Genomic DNA, 17,706 nt, shown 5'->3' with positions numbered 1-17,706 from the left:
CCCGGATAGCGCGCGTGCACTAGGATAGAGCGCTGTGAAACTACAGGATTACATCGAACCTGAGTATTTCGATCTCCAGGCACTAGCCGCCTACTCGTCCTGCTCAGTGCGGTGGCTACGCGATCGGCTCGTTGATCAGTTCCGTCCATTGCCTCACTATCGGATCGAAGGAAAGATCCTGGTGAAGCGAGAAGAGTTCGACCACTGGCTTTCCGCCTGTCGCGTTGCCTCACCGGCGGACGGACTGAACGACATCATTGATTCGGTTATGGCACAAGTTCGACTATCAAAGCGGGTTGCTTGACAACCGAGTAGGAAACACGGACCCTATGCGCACCATGGGCGTGAAGATTCGAGAGTGGAAAGGGGCGTGGTGGGTCTTTATTAACCATCAGGGCACTCGCAAGGCCAAGCGGATTGGCACCGGTGAATCCGGCAAGAAAGCTGCCAAGCAAGTTGCGCAACAGATTCAGGCCAGGCTGGCTCTCGGGCAGGCGGCTCTTCCGGAACGAACGCGCGTCACGTTGCAGGAGTATGCAGCGAGGTGGCTTGCCCATATCCGTCAGGTGCGAAAGCACACCACACACGAGGACTACCAGAAGCGGCTTGATCGATGGCTCCTCCCTGCCCTCGGTTCACTTCACCTACCTGATATCACCCGCGAGAAGGTTCGCTCGATGGTGACCGAGCAGCTCAACTCGGCCCTATCTCCCAAGACTGTGCAGAACAACGTTCGGGTCCTGAGCAGCCTCCTCAGCCAGGCTGTCGAAGATAACTTGATTCCCGTCAACGTGGCGCTGAAACCCGGAAAGTTTCTTCCAAAGGTCTCCAAGCGCCGGCAAGTGAACCCATTCACCAGAGAGGAAGTCTCGATCTTCCTCGCCACAGCTCAGCGCCATGCCTCCCGGTATTATCCGCTGTTTCTGTGTGCCGTCCGCACAGGGCTCCGCCTCGGCGAGCTCCTGGCGCTCCAGTGGGGTGACCTCGATTTCCAAAGCCGCTTTCTGCTCGTGCAGCGAAACTATACACACGGCAAGATGACGTCTCCCAAGAACGGAGAGGTTCGGCGTGTCGATATGTCGCGAGAGCTGACCCAGGCCTTATCAGACCTCCACCTGGACCGCCAGCTGCAAGCCAGCACGAACGGCTGGCCGGGCGTTCCGGAATGGGTCTTCTGTAGCGAAGCAGGTGGATTGCTGGACGGAGACAACCTGCGGCATCGGGCGTTCTATGCCCTTCTTAATGCCTCAGCGACAAGTGTCAACACATCGCTGACACATGAATTGGTCTTCATGCGCGACAAGACATCGCTGACTGTACCCAGTTGACCCTCCGACACTCGTGCGGAAGTCACCGGACGACGCATGACTTCAGAGCAAAGGAGTGCAGGCCTTTTCACGGAGGCGATAGGCTCGATGCACAATCCGTTTGAGGCGCCCCTGTTGGGACGCAGTCCAGTACACCGAAAGAGTTTGCGGGCCGGTCCGAATGACCACGCGGACAAACTCATGGGCATAGCGCGGGGGGAGCCGAATCGTTTCGTTGAACACCTGGATGTGGCCGTTTTCATCGATTCTCCTGATCACCCAGATCTGTCCGCGACAGAGTGGCAACGGGTGGGGCATACGGAAGGGCACGGGCAACGGGCACCGAGGGCCGTTCAAGCGCGCGTACTGCCCCTGATGGATCAGCCTGCGTGTGAGATAGGTGTTGTAGGCCACCTGAAAGGCGTGCGACCGAGCCCGCAGGTGCCGCAGGGTGCGGAAGCGATACCGCTGCCAGACCTTCTCCTGCCAGAGGCCGTTGTAGCGTTCGACGCGGGCGTTGGCGGCGGGTTGCCGCTCGGGCGTAAAGACCGGGATGACTCGACAGGCCAAGCAGAATCGGATCAGTTGCCCCAGACTGCGAGGATAGAACCGGCCGCCCGTCAAGCTCATGTCGTTGTCCATTTGGACAAACCGAGGCCGGCCATGACGGTGCCAGTCCCGCGTCAGAAACGCCAGCACGCGCTGGACTCGTCGGTCGGGTTCCTCGGTCCCGCCGACCAGCCCCGTGGCTATGTCCTTGCGGTTCAAGATGACGACGGGCCGCCGAGCTCCCAGATAATGCCCGACAATGAAGTCGAGTTGGTGCACGTCGTTCTGGCGCCGGGCCGGAGGAGTGGGCAAGCTGGGACCGCGCCGAGATCGGTCCCGTCGCCTGCGCGTGACCAGCTGGTGCCGGGCCAAGATTCGGTGAATGGTGCGGATACTGTGCACGGGGGACACCCCCACATCGGCCAACTCGTGTGCGATCGCTTCCGCGCCGTAAAACCCAAGCGGATTGCGCGGACTGGTGAGCCGAGCATGCGTTCGGATGACCGCCTGCTCGAACGTGGCCGACACACGCCGGGCTATCTGGTGCGGTCGTCGGGATCGCTCCAAAAACCACGTCGGGCCTCCTTGGCGATACCGCCGGATCCATTTGTGCCCCCACTCCCGACTTCGTCGCAGTCGTCGGGCAATCCAACTGATCGACCGCTGTTGCAGCCACCAGCCGACACATCGCTTGCGTTCCTCGATCAGCTCCGCACTTTTTTTGACTCATATCCTTCCCCCCTGATGGACTGGAGGGTCCTTCTATCCGTTTTATCGGTGTCGGCCAAGTGTCATCGATGTCGTGTCAGTTTGGGTGTCAACGATGTGTTGTCATGTGACCCCTCAGGGCTACGAAAAATTCGATTCCATGATCTACACGTCACACATTCGTCAGTTTGTTGCTCCAGCAAGGCGAGAGCCCCGTGTACGTGAAAGAACAGATGGGACACAGCTCCATTGCCATCACGGTCGACTTATACGGGCATTTAATCCCTGGTGGCCATCGGCAGGCGGTAGATCGGCTCGACGAGTAAGTCACACACGATGGAGAGGGACCTGCAGCCTCCGCGCAACCAACCTGGTAGGAATATCGGTGAAGCTCCGGTAACCGCGTGACCTTGGTGCGCCCGGCAGGAATTGAACCTGCGACCTACGGGTTCGAAGCCCGGCGCTCTATCCAACTGAGCTACGGGCGCACATACTTACCATATAAAGCAATGGCTTATGTCCATAAGCCGTTGAATGAAAGTGCTCTAGCTGTCACATAACTGCGATTTGTTATGTGAGCATCTCCCGATGAAGAATGAAATAATCAAACTTCGTGATGGGCGATTACACATTTTCAAACAACCTAAGTGTGAGAACTATTTCTACCGGTTCTTCGTTAACGGAAAATAACTTATTCGGACAACCAAGACTAGCAATCTCTCACTTGCCAAATCAACCGCAGAAACCGCTCACGATTCATACCGCTTCAACAATTGAGCACTTGACGGCAGATTCACCATTCCTGAGACGCCCGTCTTATCCATACAAATCACCTTGGTGCAGCTGAGCGTCTCAACGGAGGGCAGGTGCTTGATCAATGCGTTGCGTTTCGCCATGCGCTGGCTGCTGATGGCGAGGGCCAGGGTGACGGTCGGGAGCAAACCTTCCGGCACGTTTGCCACGATGATGCCGATGCCGAAGATGGCGCTGATCCAAAACCCAAGTCCTGCCCAGAGGCCGATCGCAAAAAACGAGGCTCCCATCGCCAACGAAATGACGGCGATGATGCGAGTAACCTTGGCGATCTCTTTCTGGAGAGGACTGAGCCCGGTTTCAATCATGGTGGTGAGTGCGGCGATCTTGCCGAACTCTGAATTCATCCCGGTGGCGAAGACGACGGCGCGACCATGCCCCGACAGGACGGTGGTGCCGGCAAAGACGAGGTTTGGGAGGTCGAGCCAGTGCCCGTCCTCAGTTGCTTCGGCCGCCCGTCGTTTCGGTCTTGATTCACCGGTCAAGGCGGCGTTGTCCACTAGCATGCCGACTGCCTCGATCAGACGTGCATCGGCCGGCACCCGTTCTCCTTCTTCTAGAATCAGCACATCGCCAGGTGTGATCTCGCTTCGCGTCACCTCGACTGGCTGTCCTCCTCTGCTCACCCATGTCTTATCAGGCAATAAGCGGTGGAGGGCCTGGAGAGCTCGCTCGGCCTTGTATTCCTGGAAGAAGGCGAATACGGCGTTGATCACGATGATGCCGAGGATCGCCAATCCCAATGTGGCCATCCCTTCACCGGGCTTCACGACGTCCGCGGCGAAGGAGAGACCGACGGCAATCCAAAGAAGAATCGCGAGAAAGTGAGTGAACTGGTGGAGGAGCTCTCGAAGGAGCGAGTAATGGCTTGGCCCGACGAGGACATTGGGCCCGTATTGAGCCAATCGCCGTTGAACGTCAGCGGACGACAGACCACCGTTGGCGGTGTCCAGTCGCTTCAGCACGTCTTCTGCCGAGAGCCGGTGAATGTCGTGGTGGCTAATGTCGGGCACTGGTCCCTCGTACGACCAGGGCTGAACAGGGAGCATGTCTGAGCAGGCTTTCGGAAACGCTGCCGAGGTAGAGCCGCTCGTGCTTGGTCAAGTCGCGGGACCCGACCACGAGTAGCTCGTCACGATTGGCTTCGACGTGGTTGATAATGGTCTGGACGACGTGGTCCATCCGGACCTGTGTGACGACGGAATAGCCGTCTTTGATGAACTCGTCACGCAGGCCGTTGACGAGCGTGGTTGCCCGCTCCATGACCGGTTCGGTTAATTCGGCCAGTTGCGACTCGGACAGGTACCGCTTAGCAAAGTCCGTAACAGGACTTTCAGCCGAGGTCAGGATCGTGACGGTGGCGGATTCTGGAAGCACATAAGATCGCAGAAACCTGGCGGCGCTTCGTGACGGTTTGGAGTCATCGACAGCGAGGGCAACACGATGCAGGTTGGGCATGGGCTGTTTCACGACCAAGACGGAACAAGCGGCCGCCGAGACCACCTGACGAGAGACGCTCCCAAGCAAGAATCCCTGAATGTCGCTCAGACCGCGGGATCCCATGATGATCAGATCCGCCTTCAGGCGACGGGCTGTCTTCGCAATGGTATGGGCGGCCGGACCATGCGTGAGGATAGTCTGGAATTTTGTGCGTGGTCCGGTTGCTGCCTGCCCGAGGGCGAGTCGGGCCGATCGCGCAGCGTCGCGCAGCACGATAGTCCCGGCCTTTTCCATAGCGGCAATGGCACGCTTTGCTGCGACGGGGTTCTTGTTCTTGGAGGCCTGAAGCGCCGGCTGGTCGACTATGTGCAGGAGCCCCACATGCTCAGGTTCTCGAGCAGCAAGAGTCTCGAGCGCTTCTACTCCCCATCGTGAATGTTCCGACCCATCGACCGCACAGAGAATTCGCATCATCGATTTCCCTCCTGAGCATGGTCAATCTGGAGTAACGATTTCGGGTATTAGAACTGCATTGGATGTGCCTGTGTCATGGAGAGTCATGGAAGAAGAATTGGTCATCTTTCGAAGAGTTAGGCACGTTCCCTGTGTTGTAATCCGATGGAAGGTTGCGGCGTTTTGCAGCAGAGGCCGGCGACACTCTGTGGTGATTAGCGCCAGTCGAAGGGGTATGTCTTCGCGCGGAAGAACTTTTCGGGTGGCCAAGGAAGGACAGATTGTCTCAGCAGCGCAATGAGACCCGCGGCTAACTAAGTAAGGGCGTTAAAGCTGCGGATCGTCTCGCTTCGCTGGAATGGCGATGTGGCATCCGCCCTTCTGAGGGGCGACGCATGACGCATGGACGGTGAGGGTGGACCAATCGGTAGGGAGGAATGATGAAAACAAAGAGAGCCAAAAAGAGGACCAAGGCGGTCAAGGTCAAAGACTTCGATTCCATGACGGTCGGCCAGGTGATGGAAAAAGAAGTGCAATGCGCCCGCCTGAGGACGAAGGGAGACGTGATTGCTTCGTTGATGATCGAGGGGTTCGGGGCCGTGCCGGTCGTGGAGAATGGAAAGAAGTTGGCCGGTATTGTCAGCGAACATGATTTGCTTGCAGCCATCGACGACCGTCATCGGCTCGGTGCCGTTGCGGCGAAGGACATCATGACTTCTAACCCTTATTCAGTAAGGGCTGAAACGACGCTCGGTACGTTGGTCCATGTGCTGCGCGCAAGCGATCTCGTTCGTGTTCCCGTCGTGGATGACAAGGATAAACTGATCGGTCTCATCGCGAGACGCGATGTCTTGCGAACCTACCTTGCCACCGGAGGAAAACAAGAACAATGAGGAACCTATGAGACAAACCGATTTTTTCATGAAAGCCAGCGACCCCAAGGCCTTGATCGTGGAACAGTTGATGCAGGACGCAGTCACCAGATGCACGTCACGCACCGATGCCTCGACGATTGCGCACATGATGACCCATCGGAACTTCGGGAGTCTTCCGGTCGTGGAAGAGGACGGCACGTTAGTCGGGATCGTCACGGAATACGACCTATTGCAGGTCATGCTCGATGGGCGTGACCTTCGAAAAGTCCTCGCCACGGAAATTATGTCGACCCATCCCGTGACCGTGACAGAAGATCAAACACTAGCCCAGGTGGCCGACCTGTTCCAGGATCGCTATTTGACTCGCGTACCGGTGGTCCGGAACAACAAGCTGGTCGGAATTCTTGCCCGGCGTGATCTGTTGTACGGCTATATGAAAGCGTCGCAGCATTGGTCGTGATTCCCAAAAAGGTTGAGGTCCAGGTCAGGATTGAGCCAAGCGTGAGGCGCCGCTTAACCTAAGTCTGTTCATGCCTGGTTGGCGGTGATCCATTGTGTCATTAGATCAGGGTCGATGAATCCCACTCGTCCGATGGCGAATGCCTGATCTCTTTGCGGATAACATTAGTCGCGCGCATTCGTAAGTTTGTAATATCACGCATTGGAGGTGCCCCGAACGAGCGGCTGTACTCTCGGCTGAATTGGGAAGGACTCTCATAGCCAACCTGAAAGGCCGTGGTGGTCGCGTCAAGGCGCTCAGTGAGCATCAATCGCCTCGCTTCGTTCAATCGCAGCCATTTTTGATACTGCAGCGGACTCATCGCCGTCAGCGTTCGGAAATGATGGTGAAAGGTGGAGGGGCTCATATTGACGTGACCGGCGAGTTCCTCGATGCGGAACGACCTGGTGAAATTACTCTTCAACCAGCAGATGGCCTGCGCGATTTGTTGACTCTGGCTTCCTGCCGACGCCATCTGACGAAGATGAGTACCTTGCTTGCCTACAAGTAACCGGTACATGATTTCCCGCTGAACGATCGGCGCCAGAATCGGTATATCTTGCGGCTCGCCAAGCAGGTCGATCAACCGTTGAAAGGCAGTGAGTAGCGGCAATGTGACCGGACCGATCGCCATTCCGCGTCCCGCTTGCTGCACAGGCGGTGGAGGAAGATGGCTGTCCGCGATCAACTGTGAGATCTCATGTCGATCAAGTTTCAAGAGGAGACTCAGGTAAGGCTGCTCCCGGCTTGCTTTTATAACCCGGCAAATGACGGGTAGATCCACAGACGTGATCAAAAAATGGTGAGCGTCATACACATACACGTCACCTCCTAGCAGTACCTGTTTGACCCCATGCGCGATCAGGCAGACGCTTCGCTCGTACATGTAGCTCATCGGTGGAGTGGGTGTGTCCCGCCGAAAAAGTGACAAGCCAGAAATGGCGGTTGTGAGGAGGTCTCCCTTATCAGTCCATCGGGCAATACCCTTCCTCAAAGCGTGAAGGGCCTGTAGCACCTTAGCACTCGAAGACTCCTGCTTGAGACGATCCGGTTTTGGAATTTGATTCACCTTTAGAATGTTACAAGACCCCACATGTCAGTACAAGTGATGCGTTCATGAACCTCGGAGGATTAGGCAAGAAATAGGCAGGATCATTCTACCTGCCGGTCGGCTCATGGGTACAGGATGGTGCTCCGTGCAAATGATGTGAAGAGAATCTACGAAGTTGTCGGGCCCTCAATACGTGAGACCATTCAGTATTCTCAAAACTAAACATCGCGTGGAGGTGAAATCATGGGCAGAATATCCAAAGAGAGAATGGAAAAGGCCTTGGAACAACTCAAGACGATTTCCGAAAAAGATTACGCAAAGATAAAAGGCATGGTCAATGTCGTGCGGCCGTTTAGAAGCGTGCTCCATAAAAACCCGGACGATTATGGGATGACGGGATGGAGCGATATTTACTTTCCTGCTGATGACGGTGTGCCATTGGAAGGTTGGTATATACCGGCAAAAGGCGGCGAAAGTGATAAATTGGTGATCTTTAACCATGCGCTTCCCATGTGCCGTGCCGGATTTCAAGGGCACTTTGGGGAGCCCTGGAGTAATTACGACGCGGTAGAAATTGATTTCGTCATCCAAATGAAGCATTTAACCGACGCCGGATACAACGTCCTGGCCTACGACATCAGAAATCATGGGAGAAGCGGCGCCTCAAACAACGGCGTCAGCGGCATTGGGCAGATCGAATGGCGCGACTGCGTCGGCGTCAAGCAATATGTCGATCATCATCCACGATTGAGGAACATGAAGGTCGGGTTATACAGCCAGTGTATGGGTGGAAATTCCCAGTACGAAGCGATCAACCGGCGTCCGGATCTGTTCGAGAACGTGTCATGTATGTGCAGTCCGATGGTGGTGTCCATGAGGGCCATTTACCAGGCATTCTCCGAGCTGCAAGGCGTATCCCAATATTTGGAGCTGTTGGATTTCGAATTACTGAAAGCCGGTGCGTTCTTAATGGATGAAATGACGCCGCACTTGTCCGCTCACGGAGTAACAATGCCGGTCCTGATGGTCCAGGTCAAAGACGATGCTTGGACCAAAAATCCGGATGACGCGCAAAAAACATTTGATCTGTTAGGGAGCAAAGAGAAAGAATTGCTGTGGATTGAGGGAACAACGAGAAGGTTTAAAGATGGCTACAACTATTTTGGACGATATCCCGAAAAGATCATTCCCTTTTTTGACAAATATATGAAACAGAAAGCCGCCGCTGTTCGCAAAGGTGTCTAACTGTGGTTTTAGCCCCTTGATCGAGTCGAATACGGATGGCACCAAACCGGCGTTCTCCTGAGACGAAAAAATTTCATGTCGTCGAAGGTGCAAACCACATGTCGATGTACGACGGCGAGAAGTACATCAACGAGGCGATCGGCCAGCTGGCGCCGTTCTTCAAGTCGAAGCTGTAGTGCGCATGACGACTCTCTGGGTGCTCAAATGGCTGTCGTACTTGCTTGGCCTGCTCCTGGTGCTGGCGGCGCTCGTTGTCGTGACTGTTACGTGGATCGAACGCCGCCAAGCCGGCGATCTCCAAGCGCTAGCGCCGTACGTGTCGCCGATGGCTGAGCAGAAGAGTCGGACTGCGGTCGTGTATTTCTCCCGCTCCGGCAACACTGCCCTCGCAGCACGGCATGTTGCGAGGCGGTTGGACGCGCAACTGTTCGAGATTCAGGCTCCGGCCTATCGTCTGGGCCTGCAGGGATAGTTGCGTGCGATGTTGGATGCGCGTAAGCACGAAGCCGATATCGCAGCACGCACGATCGATCTGAGCGAATTCACCACGGTCTACCTAGGGACTCCCATCTGGTTGTACAGCCCGGCGCCGCCGATCTGGGATTTCATTGAGCACAACCGCTTCGATGGAAAGCGCGTCGTACTGTTCAATACGTTCAACAGTCAGTTCAAGTCCGAGTACATCGAAACCTTCAAGGCCAAGGTCATGGAACGAGGCGCCAGGTCATTCGAGTATCGATTCGTCCGCCGTGGTCGCATGATTCAGCAGATCAGCCCGAGTAAGGTGGTCGGTGCTATCGATTCGCAGGTGGTTCATCGAGGATGCGGAGCCTCGGCTTGAGACCGTCCCATCTCAATGAGTTCCAACCAGACGGAGAGGAGGTAATCCATGAGTATGGTCACCACCAAAGACGGCGTCGAGATCTTCTACAAGGACTGGGGCCCCAAGAACGCGCAGCCCATCGTTTTCCGTCACGGCTGGCCGCTCAGCGCCGACGACTGGGATGTGCAGATGCTTTACTTCGTGGAGAAAGGGTATCGCGTCATTGCGCATGACCGGCGCGGCCATGGCCGATCAAGCCGGGTCACCGATGGTCACGACATGGACCACTATGCCGCGGACGCCGCCGCGGTCGTCACGCATCTCGGTCTACCAGGCGCTATCCATATTGGCCATTCGACCGGTGGCGGCGAAGCGACGCACTATGTCGCCCACCACGGCAAGGGCTGTGTCGCAAAGCTGGTGCTCATCGGCGCTGTGCCGCCGATCATGGTTAAGACGACCGCCAATCCGGGTGGTTTGCCGATTGAGGTCTTTGACGACCTCCGGCGAAAGCTCGCCGCCAACCGCGCGCAGTTCTATCGCGATTTCGCGAGCGGCCCCTTCTATGGGTACAACAGACCGGGCACGAAGGTGTCTGAGGGCGTGATCGAGAACTGGTGGCGCCAGGGTATGATGGGCGGTGCTAAAGCACATTATGACGGCATCAAGGCGTTTTCGGAGACCGACTTCACCGAGGACCTAAAACTCATCGACGTGCCGACGCTCATCATGCATGGCGACGACGATCAGATTGTGCTGATCGCCGATTCCGCGCAACTTTCGGCGAGGCTTCTCAAGAAGGGCATCTTGAAGGTCTACGAGAAATTCCCGCACGGTATGTGTACCACGCATGCCGATGTCATCAACGCGGATCTCCTTGCCTTCATCAAGAGGTGAACGGGCACGTTGCCAAATGAAAGGATGATTGAACCGACGGGGCTCGCGAAGATCATGCACTGGTTCCGTCCCTCCTGACGCCTTTTGCCATGGGAACTGACCATCACGCCGCTGTGACTGCGAAGGTCAATCGTGGCAAGAAAGCAGCTGTGGTCGGTGATGGCACGGTCGGTTTGTGTGGCGTCATTGCTGCGAAGCGACTCGGCGCAGAGCAGATCATCATTCTCGGGCGGCACCCGACGCCATGGTCGTCGATGGCGGCCAGACCGTGTAACAATGTTAATATCATCATACTGACATCTTTTGCATAGAGGAGGATACATCGATGTACAACGCAAAAGCTTACTCCGCTGCCGGTGCGACATCGTCGCTTACTTCCTCGACGGTCGCTCGTCGAGATCCAACCGAACACGACGTGCAGATTGAGATATTATTCTGCGGGATCTGCCACTCCGATCTCCACCAAGTCCGCAATGAGTGGAAGAACGTCATGCCGACTGTCTATCCCTGCGTCCCAGGCCATGAGATCGTCGGCCGTGTCACCAGGGTCGGCTCCTCAGTCACTAAGTTCAAGACCGGCGATCTCGCAGCGGTCGGCTGCATGGTCGATTCCGATCGCACCTGCTCCGAGTGCCGGGCCGGCCTTGAGCAGTTCTGTCGGAATCTGACTCTGACCTATAATTCCCCTGACAAGCACCTCGGCGGCGTCACCTATGGCGGCTACTCTGAGAGCATCGTGGTCGATGAACGCTTCGTTTTGCGAGTTCCTCCCAACCTCAACCTGGCAGGAGCCGCACCGCTGCTCTGTGCCGGGATCACAACATATTCTCCCATGCGTCACTGGGGCGTCACCAAAGGCAAGAAAGTAGGCGTGGTGGGTCTCGGCGGACTAGGCCATATGGGGGTGAGGTTTGCTCATGCACTCGGCGCTCACGTCGTGGTCTTTACGACCTCACCCAATAAAAAGGAAGACGCGCTCCGCCTTGGCGCCGACGAAGTCGTCATCTCCCGCAATGCCGACGAAATGAAGAAGCACAGAGACAGCTTCGACTTTATCCTCGACGCCGTCTCCGCCGATCACGACATCAATGTCTATATCGACCTGCTGCGCCGCGACGGCAATATCACCCTCGTCGGCGCGCCTGAGATGCCCCTCCGCGTGGCCGCCTTCGGTCTTCTGTTCGGACGCCGCAGCCTTTCCGGCTCACCCATCGGCGGTATTCCTGAGACCCAGGAGATGCTCGACTTTTGCGGCACACACAACATCACTGCCGATGTCGAACTCATCCCCATTCAGAAGGTCAACGAAGCCTACGACAGACTGCTCAAGTCCGATGTGAAGTACCGCTTCTCCATCGATATGGCTTCTCTCAAATCTAAATGACCCAGGTGACATCTCAAAGGACAAACAATGCAAAAACGTAACTTGGGAAGGGCAACCTAAAAGGTTCGGCCCTTGGACTCGCATAACTCAGCAAATCAGTCCACGTGAGGTGCACAGTAGTGGCGCAGCCGAGGGGGAAGCTGGTACCAAGAAGCAGGTGCCGACGAGAATACTCCTGCCCAACAGATCAGCCTTCAAAGATTCACCTCTTTGACCGCGCTAGAGTAATTCGAACCGACTTAAACGCAGGTTGATCGCTCCGGCCGTCAACACTCCGGACTGATATTAGGACGTTGGTTTCCGGATAATAGGCGGCCGCACACCGCCTGGGAATGTTGTACGGCACAACTTGAAATCGGCGTACCACGCGTTCCTCGGCTTCGAAATGACTTGTGATGTCCACCAACTGCCCCGCCTTCAACCCTCTGTCATCCATATCTTCCTGGTTGAGGAGGATGACTCGACGACCGCCATAGATCCCGCGATACCGATCATCCAACCCATAGATCGTCGTGTTGTATTGATCGTGACTGCGGATCGTCATCATGAGTAACTCTCCTGGCGCGAGGTCCCACTGGGAAATGGTGTGGACGGTGAAATTGGCCTTTCCTGTTTTGGTAATGAACTTGCGATCTCGTGCCGAGTTCGGCAAATAAAAGATATCCTTACGGATGCGCTCGTTGAACCGTTCGAAGCCGGGAATGACTCGGGAGATATGGTCACGAATACGATCGTAGTCGGCCTCGAGGGCTGCCCAATCCACCGTGCTGCGCTGACCCAAGGTGGCCTCGGCCATCCGTGCAATGATAGCCGTCTCACTGAGCAGATGTGGGGAGGCGGGTTTGAGCACACCGCGCGAGGGGCTGACGACTCCCATCTGATCCTCAACCGTCACAAATTGATCCCCCGTGGGTCTCATATCTCGGTCCGTCCGACCGAGACACGGCAGGATCAATGATTGCTCGCCGGTGACAAGATGCCCACGGTGCAGTGTCGTCGATACCTGGGCCGTCAGTCGGCATCGACGCATAGCTTCGGCAGTGTATGCCGTATCAGGTGCGGCGGACAGAAAGTTGCCACCGAGTCCAAAGAATACTTTCACCTCGCACTCATGCATTGCCTTGATCGTATCCACCGCGTCGTAGCCATGCTTCCGCGGTGGTTTAAAGTTGAATTCACGCTCTAAGGCCTCTAAGAACTCTTCAGGTGGGCGTTCCCAAATACCTACCGTTCGGTCACCCTGCACATTCGAATGCCCACGCATGCAGCACACACCAGCGCCGGGTTTTCCGATATGGCCACCGAGCAGCAACAGGTTGACGGCCTCCTCGATAGTATCCACGCCGTTTCTGTGCTGCGAGAGCCCCATACTCCAGCAACAAATCATGCGCTTGGATCCGGCCACAATTTTCCCAGCCGCACGGATCTGCTCGAGAGGAACGCCGCTTCCCTCCATGATTTCATTCCAACTAATGCGTCTGAGTTCGGCCACGACAGCATCAAATCCGGCCGTATAGGTATTGATGAATTCTCGATCGAAGACTTGCCCTGGATGCTGATCCTCTTCCTCCAGCATCTGTTTCATGATGCCCTTAAGCACCGCCATGTCACCGTTGATACGCACCTGCAGCAAAAGGTCCGAAAGGACCACACCTTCGCCAAGAAGGGCGGGAACCATCGCCAGCGGGTTGGGGTACTCCTGTGGGTTCGGATTCTTGAAGCGCAACACTCCTATTTCCGGGAGCGGATTAATTGCGATCATCTTTGCTCCCTTCCGCTTGGCATGCCAGAGTGAAGTCATCATGCGGGGGTGATTGGTGCCGGGATTCATGCCGATCAGGAGGATCGTATCCGCGAGCTCGAAGTCCTTCAGTGTGACTGTCCCTTTGCCGACGCCAATCGTTTCGGACAAGGCAGTACCGGACCCTTCCTGACACATGTTCGAGCAATCAGGCAGATTATTTGTGCCGAACTGGCGGGCGAACAATTGGTAGAGGAACGCCGGCTCATTGGTGATTTTGCCGGAGGTATAAAAGGAGGCTTCATCCGGAGAGCCAAGCCGGTTCAACTCCTGGGCAATGAGCGAAAACGCATCTGTCCATTCGATCGGTTCATAATGACGCCGGCCCCGACTCAGAACCATGGGATGGGTCAGGCGACCTTGTTGATTCAGCCAATAGTCCGATTGTGCAGCAAGTTGTTCAACGGACCAACGTCGGAAGAACTCAGGGGTCACCCGACGGGTCGTCGCTTCCGACGCCACAGCCTTGGCCCCGTTCTCACAAAACTCGGCGCGATGCCGTTTCCCGTCAGGGCTCGCCCACGCGCAACTCGGACAGTCGAAACCATCCTTTTGATTTATGTTGAGGTACGTTCTGAGGCTACGGACGACCCCCATCTGATGCCATCCAAACTCCATCGTTTTAAGAACCGCCGGTATTCCCGCGGCAGCATGGGAGGCTGTCCCGCGTTTGGCCTGAACAATTTCTTCGGGGGGTTGTGCAGACTGTAAAACAGGATCACCATCGGCATTGGCCTTACATGTTTTGAGCATTTCCAGCCGATCATGAGGACTCTGCTGCCGGTGGTTGGTCCTGGGCGTATGTTGCACATCAACGCGATATCGGCTCGTCTGCTCTGCGTTCGGGCGCTGTTCTGTGCTCATGGGTTCTCCTCTTTCACTTACAATCTAAGTGAATACCGATCCAGCTAATCACAGATGCGTTGAGCAGCACTGTACACGTTGAACCGTCCGTCCCGTACGAACCCGACCAGAGTCATATTCGCATCCTTTGCGAGATCCACCGCAAGGCTCGAGGGGGCGCCGGGCGGACCATTTACTGGTCACATCAACGCTCCTGGTACCGATATATCCTCTTCTGAAGCCAGCCAGGTGGCGAACCGCCCACACGCTCACCAAACGAACGGTCCGACTCATCACGAGCCCTATTCCTCACGCTTCTGCTCAAACACACATTCACCACACGATGTGCATTCTCCACAAGGCCCTCCGGATCACTTCGCCTTCGGCATTGTCGCGCGTATTTTGGCCACTGCTGCTGCGGTGGCGTTCGGCTGCGCAGCGTTGCCCCAGCTCGTCCGGATGTAATTGGTGATGTCGGCGATGTCCTGATCGGTTAGCTGGCCTGCGAACGGCGGCATCGGCATATACTTGCTTTGCGTCGGTATGCCGCCCAGCACGACATTGAAGATATCCGCTGGATCGGACGCGACCACGGCGCCGTTACCAGCAAGCGGCGGAAAGATGCCCGGCATGCCGCGCCCAAGCGATTGATGACAGGAGCTGCAATTATCCGAATACAGTGTGGCTCCCTTTTGCCGCGTTGCGTCCGGGACCCGTCGTCCAGTGCGCAGCCTTGTCTCTGGAGGAATGGACTTCAGGTACTCGGCCATCGCTTTGAGATCAGCGTCGGACATGCGGCTCGTGCTGTTCTGGACGACTTCAGCCATCGGCCCGAACGCCGAGGTTTTGCCCTTGTATGCGCCGGTTTTCAAGTATGTTGCGATGTCGTCGACGCTCCAAGAGCCCAATCCGGTCGCGATGTCAGAACTGAGGTCCAGCGCGAACCATCCGTCGACGACGGCGCCGGAGAAATCCCTACTCTTTTCAATGCCGCCCAAGAGATTCCTCGGCGAATGGCAGTCGCTGCAGTGGCCGAGCCCCTCGACCAGGTAGGCGCCTCGATTCCATGCCTCGGACTTTTCCGGCACCGGCTTAAATGTGCCCTCAGTAAAGTAAAGCTCGCGCCAGACGGCCATCGTTTTCCGCAAGCTGAACGGGAAATGCAGATGGTTTGTGTCGACGGTGTTCAGCGCTGGCTTGACGGTCTTCAGGTACGCAAAGATTGCGTCGACGTCCTCGCGTGTCACCTTCGTGTAGAAATCGTACGGCATGACCGGGTACATGTCTTGTCCCTGCCTGTTCACGCCATCGTGCATTGCCCGGTAGAAGTCGTCGGCCGACCAGTTGCCGATGCCCGTTTCCAGATCGGGCGTGATATTGGACGAAAGCATATAGCCGAACGGCGTGTCGATGCGCCGGCCGCCGGCGAAGGGTAGACCGCCTTTTGCGGTGTGGCAGGAGATGCAATCGCCGGCACGCTCGAGGTACTCGCCTCGCTTGACCGAATCCGCCGGCAACACCTGGGAAAAACTGTCGTATGATCCGAGTGCAGCAACGGCAAGTGCGGCGACTGTCGCGGCACGACCTGTCCATTCAGATAGTGACATGTTTGTTTGTTCTCCTCTCCGGTTCCACGGTGGGTATCCATACCGACAAGGTCCCAATGTATGATTGCAAGACCTTGAGCATGGGGTAGAGAGTACCCGTCATGTCTTACATTTTGGCCATTGGTTATAGCCGACGACTGGATCATTCGACTTCAGGGTGATGATGACTTCAATTTACTTCTTCCACCTTGATCAGTCCCATTACGCATTGATTTCGTTCGGAAGTTCTTCAGGACCGCTGATTGGCGATCAGCAGACATCTCACACGAACAACTCAAAGGACCGCCTCCCATGCTCGGACATTGAGGAATTCGAGTCCCGGTCTTTTGCTGATAGTTCGCCATGGTGTGCCGTTTCTATTGGTCCTCTGGGACATCGGGAATTTTTCTGCGCTCAGAGTTCACCCCTGAGGTGAGAAGGTTGTCAGCTGTCACCAGTCCTGTTGCAGATTCGTTGATGTCACAGATTCGTTGAGAGGCGCTGTAGATGTTGAAGCGACCATCCCGCACGAAGCCGACCAGCGTCATATTGGCATCCTTCGCAAGATCTACTGCGAGGCTCGACGGAGCGCCGACGGCGGCCAGGATCGGAATGCCGGCTGCGATCGCCTTTTGGACCAGTTCATAGCCCACGCGTCCGCTCACGAGGAGCACTCGGTCATACAAGGGGACCATGCCATCGAGAAACTGCCGGCCTACCAGTTTGTCGAGAGCGTTATGCCGCCCGACATCTTCTTTCACATCGTGCAGCCGTCCGTACCGGTCAAAGAGCGCGGCTGCATGCAAGCCTCCGGTAGAATCGAATACCATCTGCGAGTGACGCAGCATGTCGGGGAGGTCGTGGATGATGGAAGCAGCCACGACGAAACCATCCGATAATCGGGTTCGGCGCAAGGGCGGCAGGGCCTCGATCGAAGCCTTTCCGCAGACACCACAGCTTGACGTAGAGAGGAAATGTCGTTCCAGACCGGTCGGGTCAATCTTCGCCTCGGACCGCAGTTCGACGAGCACGACGTTCCTGAGCCGGAGCGATCCCGCGGGAGGGCCGCAGTGCTGCATTGTTTGAACGTCCTCGGGGCAACGGATGAGGCCTTCGGCTAAGAGAAATCCGACAGCCAAGTCCAGATCGTTGCCCGGAGTCCGCATCGTCACGGAGATCGTCTTACGTGTGCGCCGGTGTGTAGCACCGTACACAAGACGAATCTCGAGCGCCTCTTCGACCGCCAACAGATCTTGGTCGTGCAACACATCGGAGCCGCTCCACCGTTCCACCTGCATGTCGACCATTCGCTGTTCGAGTACCGCGGACGGATCAGGATGACAGTGGCTTGGGTCATCGAGAATTCTCATGGCATGTTCTCCTTGGCTACATCTTCGATGGCACCGCAGAGAGTCGGTGTCGACTGTTTGAC

18 protein-coding genes and 1 tRNA gene are annotated in these 17,706 nt (G+C 56.4%); 11 read left to right on the top strand and 8 right to left on the bottom strand.

Annotation, left to right across the window (positions count from 1 at the left end):
• Positions 1–34 precede the first annotated feature (34 nt).
• A complete protein-coding gene (locus P0120_08345; GenBank protein MDF0674337.1) occupies positions 35–304 on the top strand; it encodes a helix-turn-helix domain-containing protein in 270 nt (89 codons plus the stop codon).
• A 25-nt stretch (positions 305–329) separates the two neighbouring features.
• Positions 330–1,328 carry a site-specific integrase gene (locus P0120_08340; GenBank protein MDF0674336.1) on the top strand — a complete coding sequence of 333 codons (999 nt, stop codon included), beginning with the start codon at positions 330–332 and terminating at the stop codon, positions 1,326–1,328.
• Positions 1,329–1,370: 42 nt separating this feature from the next.
• Here P0120_08340 and P0120_08335 read toward each other — a convergent pair whose 3' ends face one another.
• The 4 genes from P0120_08335 to P0120_08320 form a co-directional block, all read right to left on the bottom strand.
• Positions 1,371–2,513, bottom strand: coding sequence for a leucine zipper domain-containing protein (locus P0120_08335; protein MDF0674335.1), 1,143 nt, complete (start codon positions 2,511–2,513; stop codon positions 1,371–1,373).
• A gap of 462 nt (positions 2,514–2,975) precedes the next feature.
• Positions 2,976–3,052, bottom strand: a tRNA-Arg gene (locus P0120_08330).
• Positions 3,053–3,313: 261 nt separating this feature from the next.
• Positions 3,314–4,390 (bottom strand): cation-transporting P-type ATPase, encoded by a 1,077-nt coding sequence (locus P0120_08325; GenBank protein MDF0674334.1) that lies wholly within the window; start codon positions 4,388–4,390, stop codon positions 3,314–3,316.
• The gene (locus tag P0120_08320; GenBank protein MDF0674333.1) at positions 4,377–5,291 is read right to left on the bottom strand and encodes a universal stress protein; all 915 of its coding nucleotides are present in this window, start codon (positions 5,289–5,291) and stop codon (positions 4,377–4,379) included. Before P0120_08320 ends, P0120_08325 begins: the two co-directional genes overlap by 14 nt.
• A 416-nt stretch (positions 5,292–5,707) precedes the next feature.
• Between P0120_08320 and P0120_08315 the strand changes: the two genes are divergently transcribed.
• Both P0120_08315 and P0120_08310 read left to right on the top strand, forming a co-directional pair.
• Positions 5,708–6,163 carry a CBS domain-containing protein gene (locus P0120_08315; GenBank protein MDF0674332.1) on the top strand — a complete coding sequence of 152 codons (456 nt, stop codon included), beginning with the start codon at positions 5,708–5,710 and terminating at the stop codon, positions 6,161–6,163.
• Positions 6,164–6,170: 7 nt separating this feature from the next.
• Positions 6,171–6,605 carry a CBS domain-containing protein gene (locus P0120_08310; protein ID MDF0674331.1) on the top strand — a complete coding sequence of 145 codons (435 nt, stop codon included), beginning with the start codon at positions 6,171–6,173 and terminating at the stop codon, positions 6,603–6,605.
• Between the two features lie 100 nt (positions 6,606–6,705).
• On the opposite strand, the gene P0120_08305 is transcribed toward P0120_08310, so the two are convergent.
• Positions 6,706–7,659, bottom strand: a complete 954-nt coding sequence (locus P0120_08305) for an AraC family transcriptional regulator (protein ID MDF0674330.1) — start codon at positions 7,657–7,659, stop codon at positions 6,706–6,708.
• 279 nt (positions 7,660–7,938) lie between these two features.
• On the opposite strand from P0120_08305, the gene P0120_08300 reads away from it, so the two are divergent.
• From P0120_08300 to P0120_08270, 7 genes are all read left to right on the top strand, one after another.
• Positions 7,939–8,940, top strand: a complete 1,002-nt coding sequence (locus P0120_08300) for an alpha/beta hydrolase (GenBank protein ID MDF0674329.1) — start codon at positions 7,939–7,941, stop codon at positions 8,938–8,940.
• Between the two features lie 35 nt (positions 8,941–8,975).
• Positions 8,976–9,116, top strand: coding sequence for a hypothetical protein (locus tag P0120_08295; protein ID MDF0674328.1), 141 nt, complete (start codon positions 8,976–8,978; stop codon positions 9,114–9,116).
• 5 nt (positions 9,117–9,121) lie between these two features.
• Entirely contained in the window at positions 9,122–9,412 is a 291-nt protein-coding gene (locus P0120_08290) for a hypothetical protein (protein ID MDF0674327.1), read from the top strand.
• Positions 9,413–9,421: 9 nt separating this feature from the next.
• Positions 9,422–9,781: a hypothetical protein gene (locus P0120_08285; GenBank protein MDF0674326.1), complete on the top strand. Its 360-nt coding sequence runs from the start codon at positions 9,422–9,424 to the stop codon at positions 9,779–9,781.
• 48 nt (positions 9,782–9,829) lie between these two features.
• Positions 9,830–10,660, top strand: a complete 831-nt coding sequence (locus P0120_08280) for an alpha/beta hydrolase (protein ID MDF0674325.1) — start codon at positions 9,830–9,832, stop codon at positions 10,658–10,660.
• A gap of 89 nt (positions 10,661–10,749) precedes the next feature.
• A complete protein-coding gene (locus P0120_08275; GenBank protein ID MDF0674324.1) occupies positions 10,750–10,971 on the top strand; it encodes a hypothetical protein in 222 nt (73 codons plus the stop codon).
• A 14-nt stretch (positions 10,972–10,985) separates the two neighbouring features.
• A complete protein-coding gene (locus P0120_08270; protein ID MDF0674323.1) occupies positions 10,986–12,044 on the top strand; it encodes an NAD(P)-dependent alcohol dehydrogenase in 1,059 nt (352 codons plus the stop codon).
• A 202-nt stretch (positions 12,045–12,246) separates the two neighbouring features.
• Here the strand turns inward: P0120_08270 and P0120_08265 are convergent, their stop codons facing one another.
• From P0120_08265 to fdhD, 3 genes are all read right to left on the bottom strand, one after another.
• Entirely contained in the window at positions 12,247–14,709 is a 2,463-nt protein-coding gene (locus P0120_08265) for an FdhF/YdeP family oxidoreductase (GenBank protein ID MDF0674322.1), read from the bottom strand.
• Positions 14,710–15,059: 350 nt separating this feature from the next.
• Entirely contained in the window at positions 15,060–16,295 is a 1,236-nt protein-coding gene (locus P0120_08260; protein MDF0674321.1) for a cytochrome c, read from the bottom strand.
• Positions 16,296–16,651: 356 nt separating this feature from the next.
• On the bottom strand, positions 16,652–17,644 hold the full coding sequence (gene fdhD, locus P0120_08255) for a formate dehydrogenase accessory sulfurtransferase FdhD (GenBank protein ID MDF0674320.1): 993 nt from the start codon (positions 17,642–17,644) through the stop codon (positions 16,652–16,654).
• Between the last annotated feature and the right edge of the window lie 62 nt (positions 17,645–17,706).

It is taken from the genome of Nitrospira sp., from assembly GCA_029194675.1.
Taxonomy (GTDB): Bacteria; Nitrospirota; Nitrospiria; order Nitrospirales; family Nitrospiraceae; genus Nitrospira_D.
The sequence above is the reverse complement of the archived record's forward strand: the minus strand, read 5'-3'. Positions and strand labels throughout refer to the sequence as shown.